16 protein-coding genes are annotated in these 19,239 nt (G+C 46.2%); 4 read left to right on the top strand and 12 right to left on the bottom strand.

All coding sequences use genetic code 11. The annotated features are described in order from the left end of the window. Window positions 1-9: 9 nt before the first annotated feature. Window positions 10-1,590 (bottom strand): phosphoenolpyruvate carboxykinase (ATP), encoded by a 1,581-nt coding sequence (pckA, locus tag R3D00_10220; protein MEZ4773545.1) that lies wholly within the window; start codon window positions 1,588-1,590, stop codon window positions 10-12. 119 nt (window positions 1,591-1,709) lie between these two features. On the opposite strand from pckA, the gene R3D00_10215 reads away from it, so the two are divergent. Next, the gene (locus R3D00_10215) at window positions 1,710-2,870 is read left to right on the top strand and encodes a homogentisate 1,2-dioxygenase (GenBank protein MEZ4773544.1); all 1,161 of its coding nucleotides are present in this window, start codon (window positions 1,710-1,712) and stop codon (window positions 2,868-2,870) included. Between the two features lie 28 nt (window positions 2,871-2,898). Further along, window positions 2,899-4,137, top strand: coding sequence for a fumarylacetoacetase (gene fahA / locus R3D00_10210; GenBank protein MEZ4773543.1), 1,239 nt, complete (start codon window positions 2,899-2,901; stop codon window positions 4,135-4,137). 4 nt (window positions 4,138-4,141) lie between these two features. On the opposite strand, the gene R3D00_10205 is transcribed toward fahA, so the two are convergent. The 7 genes from R3D00_10205 to R3D00_10175 all read right to left on the bottom strand — a co-directional run bounded on the left by R3D00_10205 (window position 4,142) and on the right by R3D00_10175 (window position 12,932). Next, window positions 4,142-5,461, bottom strand: coding sequence for a DUF5103 domain-containing protein (locus tag R3D00_10205; GenBank protein MEZ4773542.1), 1,320 nt, complete (start codon window positions 5,459-5,461; stop codon window positions 4,142-4,144). Window positions 5,462-5,472: 11 nt separating this feature from the next. Further along, window positions 5,473-6,276 carry a GNAT family N-acetyltransferase gene (locus R3D00_10200; protein MEZ4773541.1) on the bottom strand — a complete coding sequence of 268 codons (804 nt, stop codon included), beginning with the start codon at window positions 6,274-6,276 and terminating at the stop codon, window positions 5,473-5,475. A gap of 65 nt (window positions 6,277-6,341) precedes the next feature. After that, window positions 6,342-7,487 carry an AraC family transcriptional regulator gene (locus tag R3D00_10195; GenBank protein ID MEZ4773540.1) on the bottom strand — a complete coding sequence of 382 codons (1,146 nt, stop codon included), beginning with the start codon at window positions 7,485-7,487 and terminating at the stop codon, window positions 6,342-6,344. Window positions 7,488-7,494: 7 nt separating this feature from the next. After that, a complete protein-coding gene (locus R3D00_10190) occupies window positions 7,495-8,382 on the bottom strand; it encodes a DUF2807 domain-containing protein (GenBank protein ID MEZ4773539.1) in 888 nt (295 codons plus the stop codon). 19 nt (window positions 8,383-8,401) lie between these two features. After that, window positions 8,402-9,892 carry a S41 family peptidase gene (locus R3D00_10185; protein ID MEZ4773538.1) on the bottom strand — a complete coding sequence of 497 codons (1,491 nt, stop codon included), beginning with the start codon at window positions 9,890-9,892 and terminating at the stop codon, window positions 8,402-8,404. Window positions 9,893-10,015: 123 nt separating this feature from the next. Next, entirely contained in the window at window positions 10,016-11,065 is a 1,050-nt protein-coding gene (locus tag R3D00_10180) for a 2-oxoacid:ferredoxin oxidoreductase subunit beta (protein ID MEZ4773537.1), read from the bottom strand. Window positions 11,066-11,093: 28 nt separating this feature from the next. Then, entirely contained in the window at window positions 11,094-12,932 is a 1,839-nt protein-coding gene (locus R3D00_10175) for a 2-oxoacid:acceptor oxidoreductase subunit alpha (protein ID MEZ4773536.1), read from the bottom strand. 384 nt (window positions 12,933-13,316) lie between these two features. Here R3D00_10175 and R3D00_10170 point away from each other — a divergent pair, with 384 nt between their 5' ends. Next, a complete protein-coding gene (locus tag R3D00_10170) occupies window positions 13,317-13,841 on the top strand; it encodes a hypothetical protein (protein ID MEZ4773535.1) in 525 nt (174 codons plus the stop codon). A 1-nt stretch (window position 13,842) separates the two neighbouring features. Here R3D00_10170 and R3D00_10165 read toward each other — a convergent pair whose 3' ends face one another. Then, entirely contained in the window at window positions 13,843-14,985 is a 1,143-nt protein-coding gene (locus R3D00_10165; GenBank protein ID MEZ4773534.1) for an N-acetylglucosamine-6-phosphate deacetylase, read from the bottom strand. After that, window positions 14,985-16,076 (bottom strand): Gfo/Idh/MocA family oxidoreductase, encoded by a 1,092-nt coding sequence (locus R3D00_10160; protein ID MEZ4773533.1) that lies wholly within the window; start codon window positions 16,074-16,076, stop codon window positions 14,985-14,987. Before R3D00_10160 ends, R3D00_10165 begins: the two co-directional genes overlap by 1 nt. 135 nt (window positions 16,077-16,211) lie before the next feature. Between R3D00_10160 and R3D00_10155 the strand changes: the two genes are divergently transcribed. After that, window positions 16,212-17,807, top strand: coding sequence for a helicase HerA-like domain-containing protein (locus R3D00_10155; GenBank protein ID MEZ4773532.1), 1,596 nt, complete (start codon window positions 16,212-16,214; stop codon window positions 17,805-17,807). A gap of 12 nt (window positions 17,808-17,819) precedes the next feature. Here the strand turns inward: R3D00_10155 and nadC are convergent, their stop codons facing one another. Continuing rightward, window positions 17,820-18,680 carry a carboxylating nicotinate-nucleotide diphosphorylase gene (gene nadC, locus R3D00_10150; protein ID MEZ4773531.1) on the bottom strand — a complete coding sequence of 287 codons (861 nt, stop codon included), beginning with the start codon at window positions 18,678-18,680 and terminating at the stop codon, window positions 17,820-17,822. 103 nt (window positions 18,681-18,783) lie between these two features. Continuing rightward, entirely contained in the window at window positions 18,784-19,197 is a 414-nt protein-coding gene (locus R3D00_10145) for a DUF4783 domain-containing protein (protein ID MEZ4773530.1), read from the bottom strand. Window positions 19,198-19,239: the final 42 nt, after the last annotated feature.

The following is a 19,239-nucleotide window of genomic DNA, read 5'->3' as shown; positions in this document are numbered from 1 at the left end:
TAAGCCCACTTAAGATATAATCGGCCCGGCTGCCTTAACTTCAGGCAATGCCTGATCCGCGTATTTTTCAAAGTTTTTGATAAATCGCTCCGCGAGTGAAATGGCTACCTTGTCATACTCTTCTTCGTTGCGCCACGTGTCGCGAGGGTATAAGATCGCATTGGGAACATCGGGGCAGCGTTTGGGAATGCTGAGCCCAAATATGGGGTCGGTATGATATTCAACATGGTCGAGTGAGCCATTCAGCGCAGCTTTTACTATCGAGCGGGTAAATGAAAGTTCGATTCGCGATCCTATTCCATAACCACCGCCCGTCCAGCCTGTATTAACCAGCCAGACATGAATGCTGCCATCCGAAAACTGACTCCCCTGCCGCAGCTTTTCACCCAGAAGATTGGCGTAAACGGTAGGATGCAGTGGCAAAAATGGCGCACCAAAACAAGTAGAGAAAGTCGCCTCCGGCTCCGTAATGCCTTCTTCCGTTCCGGCAATTTTTGCGGTATAACCACAGAGAAAATGGTACATCGCCTGCTCCACAGTCAGCCGCGAAATTGGTGGCAACACCCCGAATGCGTCACAAGTCAAAAAGAAAATATTATGCGGAATATCTCCCCTTGAATTGTACATGATATTGGGGATATGATAGATCGGATAACTTACCCGGGTATTCTCCGTGATGGAAGCATCTTTAAAATCGACAGTATTCCCATCTTCCATAAAACCTACATTCTCCAATAATGCACCAAACTTGATTGCATCAAAGATCAGGGGCTCTTTGGTCGGGGAAAGGTCAATTGTTTTGGCATAACAACCGCCCTCAAAATTAAAAATACTCTCTTTGGACCAGCCATGTTCGTCATCGCCGATCAAATGTCTTTCAGGATCGTTGGATAAAGTAGTTTTGCCTGTACCCGAAAGCCCGAAAAAAAGTGCGGTATCGCCACTCGCTCCTACATTTGCAGAACAATGCATAGGCAGCACATTAAATTTTGAAGCCAGCAAAAAATTTAATGCGGAAAATATTCCTTTTTTGATTTCACCGGTATAGGCTGTCCCTCCTATTAAAATGGTGCGTTCCGTAAAGTTCAAAACGGCAAAGTTTTCCTGGCGGGTACCGTCGACCGCAGGGTCAGCCAACAGGCCCGGAAAAGCATATACTTTCCAGTCGGGGGTAAACCCATTGAGTTCTTTCTCCGCGGGGCGGATAAACATATTAAACACGAACAGGTTCTGCCAGGGATATTCGGTGAAAGCACGGATTTTCAGCCGGTAATTGGGGTTTGCACAAGCAACCACATCGCGCACAAATACTTCCTCTTGGGCGTCCATGTATTCAAGCACTTTTGCCAATAGTTTCTGGTAGCTTTCAGGGCTGATCGGGTTGTTAAATCCGCCCCAGTCCACCAGGTTTTCCGTAGATTCATCTTCAACGATAAACCGGTCTTTGGGTGATCTTCCGGTAAATTTTCCGGTATTCACGACGAGGGCGCCAGTGCTACTGAGCTTTCCCTGACCGAGGACAATACTTTTTTCAACAAGAGCAGCAGGTGTGAGATTTTTTCGTTGATTCAGGATTTTGGTTGTCTCCATAAGAAGTTATATAAATTTTCTTTTTTTGCTTAAATTTCAGTTTTGCTTGTAAAGGAAAAACCCGAAACTTCTCATATTTTTCCCGGAAAACCAAACCTTTTCCCCTAATTTCCAACCCTATGCCCATATATCACAAACTAGGAAAATTACCTCCCAAACGCCATACAATATTCGAAAAACCTAACGGCGGGTTATATTATGAACAATTGTTTGGAACTATTGGCTTTGATGGAATGTCCTCCCTGCTGTACCATACCCACCGCCCAACTATGGTAAAGGAAATTGTCGGGGCAAAGGATGTAAGCCCTAAAATTGCGGTAGAGAAAAATATGACGGCCAAATTGCTCAAAGGCTTCGAACTTCCCCCCAAAGACGATTTTCTCGAAAGCAGAGAGCCTGTTCTGGTAAATAGCGATATCCATATCGGCCTGGCTGCGCCGCGCAAATCACTCACTTCATACTTTTACAAAAACGCAGACGCAGACGAGATGCTGTTTATTCACCGGGGAACAGGCACACTGCGGACTTTTCTGGGCCATATTCCCTTCGAATATGGCGACTATCTTATCATACCCAGAGGGATGATTTATCAGATAGATTTTGATACGGAAGACAATCGTATCCTTTACGCAGAATCCTTTCACCCGATTTATACCCCCAAACGCTACCGCAACTGGTTTGGACAATTGCTCGAACATTCTCCTTTCTGCGAAAGAGATTATAAACTCCCGCAACAACTGGAAACTATTGACCAACAAGGGGAATTTCTGATGAAAATCAAAAAACAGGGATTCCTCCACGAGCTGATCTACACCACACATCCCTTTGATGTCGTTGGCTGGGATGGTTATAATTTCCCTTACGGATTCTCCATTCACAATTTTGAGCCCATCACAGGCCGCGTACATCAGCCACCACCGGTACATCAAACCTTTGAAACTTCGGCTTTTGTGATTTGTTCTTTCTGTCCAAGGCTGTACGATTATCACCCCAAAGCCATCCCGGCGCCTTACAACCACTCAAATATAGACTCCGATGAAATGCTGTATTATGTGGATGGTGATTTTATGAGCCGCAATAATATTGACAAAGGTTATATCACGCTCCACCCGGGCGGTATTCCCCACGGGCCTCATCCCGGTGCGTACGAGCGCAGTATTGGCAAAACTTCTACGGAAGAACTTGCTGTGATGATCGACACGTTCAAACCATTAATGATAACAGAAAATGCTTTAAAGCTGGATGACGGCAAATATTACCAATCCTGGCTGGAGCACTAACCGTTCGCTTTTTTAATCCTTTTACCTTATGTCTGACCTCCACACCTGGGTTGAAATACCCCATCAATCTGACTTTTCCATTTACAATATTCCTTTCGGGATTTATTCGGTTTCGGGGCAAAGTCCCAGAGCAGGAATCGCGATTGGCTCACAGATTCTGGATCTGTTTACCGCTGCGCGAACCGGTATATTTGATCAAATCAGGTTCGACCCGCAGGTATTTACCCGTGAAACGCTCAATGATTTTATCAGCCTGGGAAAATCTGTTACAGGCGCTGTAAGAACACAAATCCAGGAGACGCTTTGTGATACTCGCTCTCCGCTGAAAAACCATCCGGAGGTTTTTATCCCGCAATCGCAGGCGGTCATGCACTTGCCGGTAGCCGTAGGCGACTATACTGATTTTTATTCCAGCATAGAACACGCCACCAATGTAGGAAAAATGTTTCGCGACCCGGAGAATGCACTCCTGCCCAACTGGCGCCACCTGCCGGTGGGCTATCACGGACGCGCATCCTCCATCGTCGTCAGCGGAACCCCCATTCACAGGCCTTACGGGCAGGTAAAACCCAAAGACTCCCCTACCCCTGTTTTCGGTCCCTCTGCAAGACTGGATTTTGAGCTGGAAATGGCTTTTATCATTGGAAAGGAAACCACGATGGGAGAAACTGTCTCTACCCATCTTGCTGAAGATTATATTTTCGGTCTTGTTTTATTCAATGACTGGTCTGCCCGTGATATCCAGCAGTGGGAATACGTTCCGCTCGGACCATTTCTGGGGAAAAATTTTGCCTCATCGGTCTCTCCCTGGATCGTAACACTTGACGCACTCGAACCCTTCCGCGAAGAAGGCCCGGAACAGACCCCCGCCGTGCTCTCCTATCTGCAATATGAGGGGAGGAAAAATTACGATATCAACCTGAGCGTATCCCTCACACCTGAAAATGGGGAGGAAAATATCATTTGCCGCTCAAATTTCCGGTATATGTACTGGAATATGGCACAACAGCTTGCCCATCATACCGTCAATGGTTGTAATATCAGAGTTGGGGATATGATGGCTTCCGGTACGATCAGCGGAAAAGAACCGGGCTCCTACGGCTCGATGCTGGAGCTTGCCTGGACGGGAACCAAGCCGCTTACCTTAAATGACGGAACTTCCCGCACGTTTATTCAAAACGGAGATACCGTATCGATGCGTGGTTTTGCAGAAAAAGCAGGAATCCGCGTAGGTTTTGGAGAAGTTATCGGGAAAATTTCAGGATGAAATTTTATTCGTAATAGTTTATCGGTGCATAACCGATGATCTTGGGCGATCGGTCGGCGGGTCCTTTGTAATAGACGATGACTGTGTAGAAATTTTCTGTTTCAAGGTGGCGGCCTTCCAGCGTAGCCTCGTCAGGCACAGGATCGCCAGCACGTCTGACCGCATAGGCATAGTCGTAAATGCCTTGTTTCAGAATTACCTCTCCTTCATAACGCCTGGTTTCGGCATTATAGGTGAGTTGGTAATCATCACGAAATTGCCAGTCAGAAAACCTGCCGGTAACAAACACCTCCCCATTGGGAACGGGCTCGTTGCGTTCCAGAATAAAATGATTGCTGACATAATCAGCCTGCGTTTTTGCATTTGGCCACTCCTGTACCCAGGGCTTAAAACTTCCATTTCGGTCACGGCGGGTTGAAAAAACATTAAACGCTCTGGGTTGATCGGGGAAAAGGGTAATTTCATAGATATGATCCTTTTCGACTACCTCCTGCATTACTTCGGAGTAAAAACGCGTGCTTCGAATGTCCAGACGGCGGTATTCATTTCCCCCGTTGAAAAGATTGGCGATGTCGAGATAAAACTCATATTTATTATCACCCGAAAATCGGGGGTTGCCCAAAGTGATAGAATTGTCCCATCTGAAATTTTGCAAAACCCGGATGGTCAGATCATTGGCCGGGTTGTAAATACCCAGTCCCGGAGGCACCGCAAGATCAAAGCTGAATTCGGTCATACGCACACGCTCGATCCGGTTGTCAAGCATATATTTGGGCAAAACAGAAACTTTGTTTTCCGCCACGACAAACCGACGGCTAAGCACCACATCCTTTTTATTGTTGTTGCGATATACAATCAGCAAATAGTTTCCACTCAATTTAAAAAACTCATTCTCCTGAGGGAAAGCATACGAATAATGTACATAAGGCACTTTGGTAAAGGTTGATCGCTCAAAAAGTTCGATCCTGTCCTGCGTAAAACCCTCATAAAACTCTATAGGAAGTACGCCTGTCGGATTCCAGAAAGCATCACAGTTAATAAAATCCACAAAAAGATTGGATTCATAGGCTGTTTCGGGAATCAATTCATCAAACTCCAGTTGCAGTGGCGTTGTGGTGCCAAGGTAAATAACCGGATAAGACTCTTCAATGCCCATCTGGTACAGCTGCGGCGTGCGAAAGGCCGATTCATAAATATAGTCATCGTAGACCAGCTGTTTTTCTTCCGGGTAAGCACCAGACTGGATAGATTGCGTTGTCGAAGGGCAACCGGAGAGTAATAATCCGGATAAACCTGCGGCAGCGATCAGGAAGCATTTATTCATAATTTATTTGCTCAGAACCGGACTTTGAGCATCCGATGTTTACTGATAAAACCTACTTTTTCAATCGCATGCCGGGAGCCTTCGTTTTCAAATTTACAGGAACAGACAGGGGTTACGCCGTACCGGTAACAAACCGCTTTTGCACTGGCCAGCAAATACGCCCCAAGTCCCTGCCTGCGATGTTTTTCGCTTACCAGCATTCCCACATCTGCAAAATCAGACTGCGCTTTACTCTTCCGTATTTCACTGATACCAATAATGTCATCGTTGAGTTCCAGCAGATAGATCTCACCTTTTGAAAGGAGTTGTTTTACGTATTCGTCGTACCAGTCCAAATCCGTCTGAATATTTTCCGTAAAAAACACTTTCAACCGGTCGGCATCTTCAGGACTGGCATGACGGAAATTGGCATTGGAAACAGGTAAGGGCAAACTAATGCTTATCTTCTGATGGTCGCGATACAGCAGGGTATGGGTAAATGCACTTTTTGCATGATCCATACAAAGCGACAAAAAGAGGGGATTATTGGTCCCAACGACTGCTTCGGTTATCTTATGCTCCCTCAAAATAGATGCAAAAATCTCCGGAGCGGAAGTAAGCAAATTGTCTTTGAGATATGCGCCCAGTAGCTGCCCGGATTCATTTAAGCAGAAATAGCCGGAAAGTTTATTCTCGGCATAGATCTCCCATTGACTTGCCTGCTCGGTAAACGCATGCCACATTCCGTCCTGTGGGGCGGAGAGGGTTTGGTAAAACTCTTCTTTTAGCGTCAGAAGTGTTTGATGAGGTTGTGAAGAAAGTACAAATTGTGGCATGTCACAAATTTGGGGGGAAAAAGGTTCTGTTGCAAAAACTTTTTGCACAAAAATTATTCCATCTCCTATGGGTCTGACTTACCCTGATTTTGCTCCAGAAACTCCCTTGGAGAAACCCCTGTGGTTTGCTTAAAAACGCGATTAAAGGTAGCTTTGGAGTTAAACCCGCAATCAAAAGCAATGGAAAGCAGACTTAAATGCCGAAAGGATGGACTTTGGGCAGCATGTTTGAAGGCATCAATCCGGTAAGTATTGACAAACTGGTTGAAGTTTTGTCCAAATCCAGAGTTGATCGCCTGAGAAACTATCGCGTTTGACAAGCCCAGACGCTGGGACATATCGCGAAGAGAAAGATCTGGCTGAAGGTATAATCGTTCCTTTTCCATCAGGTTGCGGATCATCGGCAAGACATGGGCGATTTCTTTTTCAGGAAACCGGGCTTTTTCCTGCCCGCCTGTTTCGGTGTCTCCGGAGGGGAAGTGAATCAAAACCGGCGGTTTCTGCTGATAGCCTCTGATACTGAGGATATAGATGATCACAGATATAAATACGTACTCCCACCAGTTTTGCGTAAAGGAAAGTTGGACGCCCAATGTATTCATCAGGCTGAATATCCATGAACAGGAGAATACGATCGCAATCAGCAACAGGTAATTTCTATACCAGGAAAAACTGATCTCTGATGTGTTGGAATATTCTGTTTCTACCCATTTCCGGTAATGGTCGTAATGTCTGATTGTAAAAAAAAGGTATAGATAGTTGGAGGCAAGCGTGGTCAATTCGACCAAAATCCGTATGTAGGGGATATCCACCTCTTCTATCCATATTTGCACAAATGCAGCTCCCTGTAAAAATACACTCAGCCGATAAATCACATATACCGCAAATGGCAAAATATGCCAGAGGTGTTGTTTTCGAAACCGAAAATCCGTGTCCGTAAGGCTTACCAGATAATAATACACTACCGGTCCAAATAATAATCCGGGGTCTGTGGGGAAAAACAACAGCGTTGTCCAGATAACCGGTATTCCCATAAACCCCAACATATAGGGAAGAAGAACCATTCCGGCCAAAAGAAGCAATATCCCCAACAAATGATCAGACAAACGCTGCTCCCGGAGTCCTCTGACTACCAGTAAAATACTGTAAATCACCGCCTGCACAAAGCCAAACAAGAGTACGACTGAGTAAATATTAAAATTGACCGACATAGTGGGGTTATTTATCAAATAATTTCACCACCTGATTTTCATTTTCCTCTGTTATCGTTACCAGCAATTTCCGGGTAATGATTTGATCCAGATAAAGGCGGGTTCCGACCGGAACATTTTCAGCCCTTCGCTGACCTGCTTTAAATGGTATGCCATAGCTAAACCGACGGTGTGGCGGCCCCTGAATGACAATATCAATTTTGGAAGAACTGTTGTTCAACAATTCCAGTTTAATATACTTTACTTCCGGAACTACTTCATTTTCAACCTGATCAGCAGAAACAACAGGCCCACTTCCGGTGATCTTTCCGGGCTTTTCTGTATAAATGACTTTCCCGTTTTCTGCTATCTGAGTTTCCAGCAAATCCACTGCATGAACTTTTACCCACCCCCGGGAATTGATTTGTGCGCTGACCTGTTTGGCAACAAGCTGGGAGGCATCCACTTTTCCGGTATTGACAGTAACCTGAAAATTATCTGTTTTCCCTTCAACCTCCACTGTCCCCACAGGATTGAGCAAGGTAAATATGGGTGAATCTATATTTCTGACCCAATATTCTCCATAACCGCCTGTTTCCAGTTTGTGCAGAAAAGCAGTGCCTATTTTGATCCGCACTTTCTGAGAAGGTTCGATCCATTTTCCCTGCAGAATTCTCAGTTTTGCGCCTTCTGTTTTCACGTCAATATAGGGCAATACGTTTTCATCCACCGTAATTTCCAGATGGGGAATGGTCTGGCAAATAATCTCTACTTCAGCCGGAAAATCTACCTCCACACTGGTAAAAATACCTGCCGAACGTGTCGTGGTGATGATTTTTCCGTTGCCATTGATCTGGGCAAAGGAAACGATGGGCAAAAAAATCCCCAACAGAATACTGGTTATCGATGTTTTCATATTCTTTTGATAAAGTCATTTACTCGGACAATTGTTTAGCGATCAGGCTTTTCACTACTTCCAGACAGGTATCGGTTCCATTTACGATATCCGCGGGATTGGTTCTTACAGGGATATCTGGGATAATACCGCCGTCGGTTTTTGGCTGATCAGGAAAATTGGTAATGAGGGGAATATCCATTTCTATCCGGGAATGTGGCATCGTCATAAAAAACATCATCCCACCTGTGATTCCATTAAGGTTGCCGCCGGTTTCTTCTCCGACAAGGATACCCAGCTTATTTTCTTTGACATTACGTGCGAGAAAAAAGGTGGCCGAACTGTTTGCTGCGTTGACAAGCAAATATATCTGCCCCTGGTATGCCTCCGGAGATGCAGGATAAACTTCCTTGCAATTCTTTTTTTTCCAGGTAAAATAGCCTTTATCTGAAGCAACCAATCTTTGGGAGAGATCAAAAATACTGTTATCCCAGGTCGATACATACGGTCTCACATCTTCAGTAACCTTCTGATAACGAAGCTGGTCATCTTCACAGGGAATCACTACTTTCTTTTTTAAAATATACTTTGACAGCTCCAGCAGTACTTCATCTGCACCGCCTTCATTGTCCCGGATATCAATAATCAGGTTGGGAATAGCCTCCTTTTTCATCTGCCCGAAAGCGTCCTTCAGGAATTTTTTCCAATCCATCTTCATGGTCCATGTCGTAAAGTCTCCCATTTGCAAATAGGCTGTGGACTTATCTGATATTTCAAATTTCCACAGGTCATCTGCTCTAAGCTGTTTTTTCCCGTAAATAGTTTGCAGAGCCTTTCCACGGGCTTCTGCCGAGGTCAGCGCGATTTTTACCTGAAACTTCTCACCGGACAATATATTTTGCCCATCTAATTGTACAGAATCTTCCGGTGTAAAAATCAGCGGATAAAAAATATCAAACCACGCATATTCTTCTGTTCCAAAAACCTGCAAATCACTAATCCTTTTATGGTTTTTGAATCCGTCGCCTTTGACGTATTTTACCAGACTATCGATGACGACCGGTACCGCTACCCCATCTATATGAGTTATTTCTGCACCCCGGTCGAGAAGATTGACGCCAGACACATTTTCCAGAACAATCATTCGCTGGTCCACGAGCCGGAAAGTAAAAGGCAGCTTATCGGACTGGAAAAACACTTCCTTTTTCACCTCCTCCGGCTGGTTCCAGAAGTTGCAGTAAGTATGTCCACAGCGAAAACCAGCGAGAAACTCCGAATAAATCTTATACAGCTCACTTCTGGTTCTGGGTTGCTGGAGCCGGGCTTTCAATTTTAGAAAAGCCGCTTCAGCCTCAGCCTCCGTCATATACCGGTAAAGACCAGGATGGAGAGAAGTATAGGCTTTTTTGATAAGCAGAAACTCCTCCTGCAATTGTTGTGGCGTATAAAGCGTCTGCGCTGACAGGGCAGTAGCTGACAAAAAGAAAGCCAGCAGGAATGAGCAATAGATCGGGGAAATAAGTTTTTTCATATACAGCTATTTATATCCCAAAACTGCGGATAGGAAAACGCCCATTCGCCCCAATAAAAGAAAATGAGACGTCCCAAATTGATTTGAGACGTCTCACTTCTAAAAAATTATTTTGATAACCCGTTACACAATCTCCCAGGTAGCATTGCCGCGGAGGAGTTGGTCGAGATCTCCGAATCCTTTTTTGGATTTGGCGGTTTCTATTTGCCGATGCAGCAGATCTTCATAACACGGTCTTTCGGTTTCAAAGAGGACCCCAAAAGGCCGGGGGAAGTATCCCTGTTCTTTGTGGTGCGGGTCATCAAAAAACCGGGTAAGCATCTGCGCTTTAAACATATCCCTTTCATCGTGAATCCAGAGATCCGCAGGGCTGAAGGAACCATCTGTCATCGATACAATTTCCGGTTTGTAGCCATCGAGCCGGATGCCATATTCATCATTTTCGCCAAAGATCAGCGGCTGATCCTGTTCCATATACAAGCCGTTGGCTTTTTTGGTATCCTTTTCTGTAAAAGGGAAAAAGGCGCCATCATTGAAGATGTTACAATTTTGGTAGATTTCGAGGAAACTGGTTCCTCGGTGAGCCTGAGAGCGCCGGAGCATATCCTTCATATGAATGGGATCGCGATCGAGCGAACGGGCGATAAATGTACCACCTGCTCCCATTGCAAATGCTAATGGGTTGACCGGATAATCCAGTGAGCCCATAGGAGTAGACTTGGTATATTTATCTACTTCTGAAGTCGGTGAATACTGGCCTTTGGTCAGTCCATAGATTTGATTGTTGAACATCATGATGTTCACATCAAAATTCCGGCGGAGAATATGGAGCAAATGATTGCCACCGATAGAGAGCCCGTCACCATCGCCGGTAACCATCCAGATGCTGAGTTCTGGATTGGCAATACGGAGCCCGGAGACAATGGCAGGTGCACGCCCGTGGATGGAGTGCATGCCATACGTATCCATATAGTATGGAAAACGAGAGGAACACCCAATACCGGAGATTACGGCTACATGATCTTTGTCAAGACCAAATTCGGCCATGACCGTTTGCACTTGTTTTAATATGGAGTAGTCACCACAACCCGGACACCATCTGACTTCCTGGTCTGTGGCGAAATCTTTGGCCTTCAGTGTAGAAGCGCCGTTTGATGAGGGCAAGTTTGTCATATCCATGAGTGTTAACCGAAACCTGGGATCAGAATTGTTGCATTACAAAATCCTTCAGCTCCGAATGGGTAATTGGAATTCCCTGTATTTTATTAAACTGGGCGGCATCAATCAAAAATTTATCCCGGATTACTTTGGACAGTTGCCCGTTGTTGATTTCTGGAATAATGATCGTATCGTAATTGTTGAGCAATGTCCCAAGATTGCGGGGGAAAGGTCTCATATACCGAATATGGGCATGTGCGACGGAATACCCTTCATCGAGTAATTCTTTTGTGACGGATTTAATCACCCCGTAAGTTGAGCCCCAGCCGAGTATGAGTACTTTCCCTTTTTCGGGTCCCATTTCCAATGCTTGCAAAGGCACAAAATCCGCAATTTTTTCCACTTTTGCTTCACGGGTTTTCACCATGTATTCGTGGTTTTTGGGATCATAGGAAACGTTTCCGGTGTCTTTTTCTTTTTCCAGGCCGCCGATCCGGTGCGCAAGTCCCGGTGTACCAGGCAATGCCCACTGGCGAACCAGCTTTTCATCCCGCTTGTAGGGAAGGAATACTTCTCCATCTGCTTTGGGTGGAGCAAATTTCACAGGGATTTCAGGAATATCCGCAGCGTTTGGAATACGCCATGGTTCTGCGCCGTTGGCGATATACCCGTCGCTAAGCAGAATGACAGGCGTCATATGTTGTATCGCTATCCGGCAAGCTTCAAAGGCCGCTTCAAAGGCATCGGCGGGGGTACTGGCCGAAACAATCGGAATCGGGCTTTCTCCATTACGACCATAATAGGCCATAAGCAGATCGGCCTGTTCTGTTTTGGTAGGCAGACCCGTAGAAGGCCCTCCCCTTTGAATATTCACAATCACCAATGGAAGTTCGAGCATAAGGGCGAGCCCCATCGCTTCCCCTTTCAGGGCAAGACCGGGGCCGGATGTACCGGTGATAGCAAGATCGCCGCCATAAGACGCACCAATTGCCGAACAAATAGCCGCAATCTCGTCCTCTGCCTGGAAGGTCTGTATCCCGAAGTTTTTCTGTGCTGCCAGCATATGTAAAATATCTGAGGCAGGCGTAATCGGGTAAGATCCATAAAACAAGGTAAGTCCGGATTTTTGCGCAGCAGCGATCAGCCCATAGACCAATGCCTGGTTGCCGGTAATGCCCCGGTAAGTACCAGGAGCCAACGTTGCAGGTTTTACCGAATAGGTAGTGGTGAAGGTCTCTGTTGTATCGCCAAAATAGTAACCGGCTTTCAATACCGCAATGTTGGCTTCGAGCGCGTCTGCCTTCTTTGCAAACTTGGCATTGAGGGTTTTGACAACCGAATCCATACTCCGGTTGTAACGCCAGAGAATAAACCCGAGCACAAACATATTTTTACACCGGTCTTTATCCTTGGTACCCAGTGAAGAATCTTTTAATGCCTCACGGGTTAGTTTGGTAACCGGTACCTTAAAAACTTCATATCCCTCCAGCGTTTTATCTTCCAGCGGGTTTTCGCTGTCTTCATATTTTGCAAGGCGAAGGTTTTTACTGTCAAACCCATCAGTATTGACAATCACAGTTCCCCCTTTTTTGATCTGATGAAGGTTGGCTCTGAGTGCTGCTGCATTCATAGCAACCAGTACATCCACCTGATCTCCCGGAGTAAAAATTTCTTTGCTGCCAAAATGGAGCTGGAAACCAGACACACCAGCCAGCGTGCCGGCCGGGGCGCGAATTTCTGCAGGGAAATCGGGGAAAGTAGCGAGATCGCTTCCGGTAAGTGCAGTGTTGGTGGTAAACAAATCACCTGTAAGCTGCATACCGTCGCCAGAATCACCGGCAAACTTTACGGTTACTTCGTCTCTTAAGGTGGTACTACTCATTGGTTTTCCAATATTAGGCGTTTATCCAGATCTGTTACAAAGGTATTCTTTTGGAATGGTTTTTCCTCAAACCTTTATAAATATGCTACATACCAAGGTAAAAGATTTTGTTTTCTAAACATGGAACTTTTTTTGCCTTCCGGATGATTTTTAGCATTGTAAGTTTCAAAATTCATTTCCACGACACGCACTTTTTTGGTTCCGTATTGGTGCTGTTTTTCTCAATATGAGAAATTGTAATCGATTGCAAAAATCATAAGTCATTGATTATCAGAATAAAATAATTCAATGGCATAGGGGAATGGTTCTTGAATATTATCCTTCGAATCACTGAAAGAAATTTTTCGGAAAATACAATCACCTCAACCCCTAACCACAGAAAGTATGAACCGATCGACACACAAAACCGCCCGCATTTCATGGAACTGGATCTTTGCAATTCTTGCCATTCCTTCCACTGCTATTCTTTTCAGTTTTACAGGTGTACAAAATACCCCCGGAAATGACTTTGATACCCTCCTCAGCGATATCCGCGAAAACCAAATCCTTGTATGGCAATTTGATTATAACTACGACCCATACAATGATGGACAGGTGCTTCGCTCACTTCCCAACAATCCCCGGTTCTTTATCCTTGCTGTAAACCATACTTATACCTTTTTTGATCACGATGAAAAAAAAGAAGGACGATGGGAATACAATCTTGAACATCAGCAGTTGATTCTTTCCTGCCAAAAAATCAATGGCAAGTCTGTTTCCCAGGAATCGGAAACGCTTCATTATATCGTAAAATCATATTCTGCGGAGAAGCTGGTTCTTGGACTTCAGGGCCGCCATGGCATGACTGAGATGGTTTTTCGCCCGGTAAATACGGTAGATCGCGGGCAATTGAGTATGTCGGTGAGATAATCTACATTTCACACTCATAACGAATCCCGTCTTTACAAACTTCGACCAGGTCAAATTTTCCATGTTCCTGTCTGACCAGCACCCAATCTGCCGGGGCACCCGGCGTAAGGCCCTTTGCCTGCGGCAAACCCATAAAAGCTGCCGGCAAAACAGAACCGCGATCCCACGCATCGGGCAATGATTCCATACCGGTTCCGGCCAGATAACGCACACAGTCCAGCAGATTGGAAGCAGAACCTGCCAGCATATTGGCGTTGGCTTCCATATGGAGTTTGCCCGCTGGGGTAAGCACAACCTTTCCTCCTATCGGCGCATCGTATTCCCCCGGAGGAAGTCCTCCGATGGCGGTTGTATCACTCACCAGCAAGGCCTTTTCGGCCTTGACTTTCAAAATCGTTTTGATGACCACATCCGGAAGATGAAATCCGTCAGTAATGACTGTGGCAAACAGTTCATCTGCCGCCATCTGATCCCAGATATAGTTGGGATGTCGCCGCAACATCTGATGTGAACCATTTCCCAAATGGGTGGAAAGTGTCGCTCCGGCAGCAACGGCTGCCTGAATCTGTGAACTTTCCGCCGCCGTATGTCCAATCGAAACCCGGATGCCTGCCTTCACACATTTTTTGATAAAATCCGGCGCTTCGGGCCACTCGGGGGAGAGGGTGATCAAACGAATATTCCCTTCGCTGATTTCGATCCACTTTTCCATCAGTTTCCAGTCCGGTGATCGCACAAACTGTGCAGGATGCGCACCGCGCGCCCCATCCTCAGGGGAGATAAACGGCCCTTCCAGGTGAATGCCCGGAGCCGCAGAACGGATCTGAGGATACATTTTTATATAAGCGCGCAGGGTAGCTTCGAGATTTTCGACAGACTGGGTAATCAGGGTAGGAATCCAGGTGGTGATGCCTTTCCGCCGCAAGTCGCGGGTAATTTTTACAAAGTCCTGGGGTTCAACGCCTGGACGATTGATATCTGTACCATTCCACCCATTCACCTGAATATCAACAAGGCCGGGAAAAATCGCCGGAAGGTTTGGGGCAGAAGCAATATTTTCTATCCGGGCAATGGTCTTTCCTTCAAAAAAAACCTCTATTGCCTGGCCGGTGTGGTAATGGCGGGCTTTTACTGACTGAGACATCACAGTTTGATTTTTTTGCCGGTATCGGCGGCCCTGAGTACTGCTTCAATCACCCGAAGGTCGCGAAGACCTTCTTCTCCGGAAATCGGAGAACGCCGATTTTCGCTTATACATTGCGCAAAGCCATCCATCTGCGCTGCCTGTTGATTGACTACAGGAAAAGTCATAGGCCCGTCACTGGTTTCTCCTTCCGTCCCATTTCCCCCAAACGAAGGTTTTAAGCTAAAGTAGCCTTTGTAACAACTGACATATAGCCGATCTACATAGGAAGAATAGGTCGTACTGCAATTGGCCACTTCCCCCCCAGGAAAATTCATCTGAAAAAAAATCGTTTCATAAATATCGCGAAAACGGCTTTTGTCCCGAAGTATTCCCTGCGCTGTGATACTCACGGGTTCTTCCCCCACCACATACCTCGCTCCCTGAATGGCATAGACTCCCAGATCCATGATTGCGCCTCCCCCACCTTTTTTTTTGTCAAGCCGCCAAAGCGTAGGATCTGCCAGGTGATATCCCAGAGAGGATTCAATCAGATTGATGGGGCCATACGGTTTTTCTTTTCCCAGACGCATGACCTCCTGATGATGAGGTTCAAAATGCAGGCGATATCCGATAGAAAGCAACTTTCCGGCCTTATCACAGGCTTCGATCATCGCCTCACATTCCCGGACATTCAGCGCCATGGGCTTTTCGCAGATTACATGTTTTCCGGCTTTAGCTGCCCGGATGGTATATTCGGCGTGAAGGAAGTTGGGCAATACAATATAGACAATATCGATATCGGGATTATCGGCGATCTTATCAAAGGTTTCGTAATTGTAGATATTGCCGGAAGGGATATGGTGTTTTGCGGCCCATTCGGTAGCCTTCGACGGAGTGCCGGTGACGATTCCGGCAAGGTAGCAGTTTTGGCTGTGAGCAAATGCCGGCCCCAGCAAAATATTGCTGTAATTCCCCAGACCGACGAGGGCTACACCATATTTTTTCTTTTCATGGCTGGCGCCCAAGACTGGCAAAGAGGAAATACCGGCCAATGACCCCAAACCTATAGCGATCTTTCTGGAAGCTTCCCTTCGGGATATATTTTTCATATAAAATTTGTTTACAGGTAAAACCAGAACAATAATATAGAAACTTTACCGATCATATCTACAGCCGCAATTGCGAATCATCTGGTTTGCTTATAAAGGAAAAATGCTATTTTGCAGTAGAATAAGGAAAACGAAATGAAAGAACAGTTTATCGAATCCGTAACCAATGGTTATACCTTCAAGGGTGAATCCGTACTAATGGGCGGAGCCATATTTGAAGGAAAAGTACAAACAGGACTATTTGTTAAGATCCCACTGAAAACGCTCAATCGCCACGGACTGGTAGCAGGCGCAACGGGTACAGGGAAAACAAAAACCCTTCAGATTCTCGCCGAACAAATGTCCAGTTTTGGCATTCCCTCCCTGATGATGGACATCAAAGGAGACCTGAGCGGCATCGCGGTTGCCAGTGCCGGCCATCCCAAAATCGATGAGCGCCACGGGCAAATGGGAATCCCTTTCGAAGCCAGCGGAAGTACGGTAGAACTGCTGACGCTTTCGGATGAACCTGGGGTACGGCTTCGGGCAACAGTTACGGAGTTTGGCCCAGTGTTATTTTCCAAAATTCTAGATCTGAGTGATGTACAGGCCAGTGTGGTTTCTGTAGTGTTCAAATACTGTGATGACCAAAACCTCCCGCTGCTGGATTTGGACGATTTCAAAAAAACCCTCCAGTATATCACCAACGAAGGCAAAGAAGAAATAGAAAAAGAATATGGCCGGATTTCCATGGCTTCAGTAGGAACCATTATCCGGAAACTGATTACGTTGGAGCAACAGGGTGCAGACAGGTTTTTTGGTGAAAAATCTTTTGATGTGGACGACCTCTGCCGCCTGGATAAAAACGGACGGGGTATTGTTTCTATTCTACGCCTTACCGATCTTCAGGACCGTCCGCAGTTGTTCTCTACTTTTATGATGAGTCTTCTGGCGGAAATTTATTCAACTTTTCCGGAGCAGGGAGATGCCGACCAGCCCGAATTGATGATCATTATCGACGAAGCACACCTGATGTTTGAAAATGCTTCGAAGGAGCTGCTGGATCAGATTGAGACCATTGTAAAACTGATTCGTTCCAAAGGCGTCGGGCTTATATTCTGTACCCAAAACCCCGTGGACGTTCCCGAAGATATCCTTGGTCAGCTGGGATTCAAAATTCAGCATGCACTACGCGCATTTACCGCAAAAGACCGGAAAGCAATTAAGCTGGCGGTTCAGAACTTCCCGGAATCCTCTTTCTATAATGTAGAAGAACTCATTACTTCCCTTGGTATTGGAGATGCCTTTGTAACCGTTCTCAACGAAAAAGGTATTCCGACCCCATTGGTTCACACGATGTTGCGCGCCCCCCAGTCGCGGATGGATGTACTTACTGATGCAGAAATCAAAGATATCATCCAGAAATCTGCCATGGTGGAGAAATACAATGAGGAGATCAATCGGGAAAGTGCTTACGAACTGCTGACTGCAAAAATCGAAGAAGCTAACAAGGACGAACAACAGGAAGAAATGGCAAAACAGCATGAAGCTGCAAAAAGTAGCCGTTCTGCCAAAACTCGTGAAGAGCCCGGAATGATTGAGAAGCTGGCCAAAAACACGATGGTTCGCCAACTGGGGAATACAGTTGCCCGAGAGCTTACCCGCGGACTTTTAGGCGTGTTGGGGCTGGGCGGTACCACCCGAAGCAAACGCGCGACCAGTTCTACCAAAAAGAAAACAACCCGCAGGTAAGCGTTTTCGGCCTTACCCAGGAATGGCTTTCAGGCTGATATCCAGGCTACGCACCGAATGAGTCAGCGAGCCCATAGAGACAAAATCGACACCGCTTTCTGCGGCTGCTCTGACAGTTTCATGGGTAATGCCGCCGCTGGCTTCGGTTTCAGCCTGATCTCCGATCAGGGCCACCGCCGATTTCATCATTGCAGGGGACATATTATCCAGCAATATCCGGTGGACACCGCCCTCGCTGAGCACTTCCTGCACTTCAGAAAGATTACGCGTTTCGACCTCAATCAGCAGATTGAGGTTATTTTTTTTCAGATAGGCTTTGCAGGCACGGATAGCCGGCACGATTCCCCCCGCATAATCGACATGATTGTCTTTGATCATGATCATATCATAGAGCCCAAACCGGTGGTTGGTCCCTCCCCCAATGACAACTGCCCATTTTTCAAAATGCCTGATCAGCGGCGTGGTTTTTCGGGTGTCGAGTACACGACAACCTGTGCCGGCAAGCATCCCGACCACCTGCCGGGTCATCGTGGCTACACCACTCATGCGTTGCATGAGGTTGAGCACCAGTCGCTCCGCAGAGAGTATCGACCGGGGATCACCGGTAACCGTCAGGGCAATATCTCCGGGCTTCACGGGAGTCCCATCGGCAATCAGGATCTGGGTTTCCAATGCCGGGTCTGCGGTATGGAAGATTCGTTGGGCCAGCGCTACACCGGCCAGGACACCGGTATCCTTGATAATGGCTCTTGCGCTTGAAGTGAGCCCTGCGGGGATCGTCGAGAGACTGGTATAGTCGCCGGGCCCGACATCCTCGGCAAAAGCTTCCCGTATGATACGGTCGGTTTCGGGGTGATTGAGAAAATCTATCATGCCCGAAAGTTCTGAAACCCCCGGCAAAAGAAAAAGCGGTATGCTCATAAAGCATACCGCTATCTTAAATATGTAGGTTTAGCTATTTTGAAAAAGTATGGTTCTACTGACGTGTGGCTGAACTGCTCCGCTCAAAACGGATTTCATTGATTTTCACATCTGAGACTTGAATAAAAATATTCACTTCAAACTGACCTTTTTCACTTCTCAATACCCCCAGGGCATAGAGAGTCCCATTTGTACTGCCCTTGTGCAGCGTATTAAAAGAATCTGGTGGATAATTGCTGAAAAAATCCCGGATCACGTACGTGGCTTGCGTTTTACTTAGAAGTTGTCTCTTTCCCAGAACGGTAACTTCTACCCGCTCACTGAAATGTTTGGAAAGTTTATCTGAATCGCCATCAACCAGGCTCTCAGTCACCTCATCCAACACACGGTCAGGTGTTTGCGCATATCCCTTCTGCAGGCCAATCCCGAAGGCAATCAAAAGCAAAGTTATGGCATATAAGAGTCTCATACTTTCAGTCCCTTGAAATCAATCATTTATAAAACCAATGTT

Source organism: Bacteroidia bacterium (assembly GCA_041391665.1).
Lineage (GTDB): Bacteria > Bacteroidota > Bacteroidia > J057 > J057 > JAGQVA01.
This window is presented reverse-complemented; position numbering and strand designations above follow the sequence as displayed.

What these genes read in the sequence shown, in the direction of transcription:
- pckA (MEZ4773545.1), bottom strand. Translation starts at nt 1,590, where the DNA reads ATGGAGACAACCAAAATCCTGAATCAACGAAAAAATCTCACACCTGCT.
- R3D00_10215 (MEZ4773544.1), top strand. Translation starts at nt 1,710, where the DNA reads ATGCCCATATATCACAAACTAGGAAAATTACCTCCCAAACGCCATACA.
- fahA (MEZ4773543.1), top strand. Translation starts at nt 2,899, where the DNA reads ATGTCTGACCTCCACACCTGGGTTGAAATACCCCATCAATCTGACTTT.
- R3D00_10205 (MEZ4773542.1), bottom strand. Translation starts at nt 5,461, where the DNA reads ATGAATAAATGCTTCCTGATCGCTGCCGCAGGTTTATCCGGATTATTA.
- R3D00_10200 (MEZ4773541.1), bottom strand. Translation starts at nt 6,276, where the DNA reads ATGCCACAATTTGTACTTTCTTCACAACCTCATCAAACACTTCTGACG.
- R3D00_10195 (MEZ4773540.1), bottom strand. Translation starts at nt 7,487, where the DNA reads ATGTCGGTCAATTTTAATATTTACTCAGTCGTACTCTTGTTTGGCTTT.
- R3D00_10190 (MEZ4773539.1), bottom strand. Translation starts at nt 8,382, where the DNA reads ATGAAAACATCGATAACCAGTATTCTGTTGGGGATTTTTTTGCCCATC.
- R3D00_10185 (MEZ4773538.1), bottom strand. Translation starts at nt 9,892, where the DNA reads ATGAAAAAACTTATTTCCCCGATCTATTGCTCATTCCTGCTGGCTTTC.
- R3D00_10180 (MEZ4773537.1), bottom strand. Translation starts at nt 11,065, where the DNA reads ATGACAAACTTGCCCTCATCAAACGGCGCTTCTACACTGAAGGCCAAA.
- R3D00_10175 (MEZ4773536.1), bottom strand. Translation starts at nt 12,932, where the DNA reads ATGAGTAGTACCACCTTAAGAGACGAAGTAACCGTAAAGTTTGCCGGT.
- R3D00_10170 (MEZ4773535.1), top strand. Translation starts at nt 13,317, where the DNA reads ATGAACCGATCGACACACAAAACCGCCCGCATTTCATGGAACTGGATC.
- R3D00_10165 (MEZ4773534.1), bottom strand. Translation starts at nt 14,985, where the DNA reads ATGTCTCAGTCAGTAAAAGCCCGCCATTACCACACCGGCCAGGCAATA.
- R3D00_10160 (MEZ4773533.1), bottom strand. Translation starts at nt 16,076, where the DNA reads ATGAAAAATATATCCCGAAGGGAAGCTTCCAGAAAGATCGCTATAGGT.
- R3D00_10155 (MEZ4773532.1), top strand. Translation starts at nt 16,212, where the DNA reads ATGAAAGAACAGTTTATCGAATCCGTAACCAATGGTTATACCTTCAAG.
- nadC (MEZ4773531.1), bottom strand. Translation starts at nt 18,680, where the DNA reads ATGATAGATTTTCTCAATCACCCCGAAACCGACCGTATCATACGGGAA.
- R3D00_10145 (MEZ4773530.1), bottom strand. Translation starts at nt 19,197, where the DNA reads ATGAGACTCTTATATGCCATAACTTTGCTTTTGATTGCCTTCGGGATT.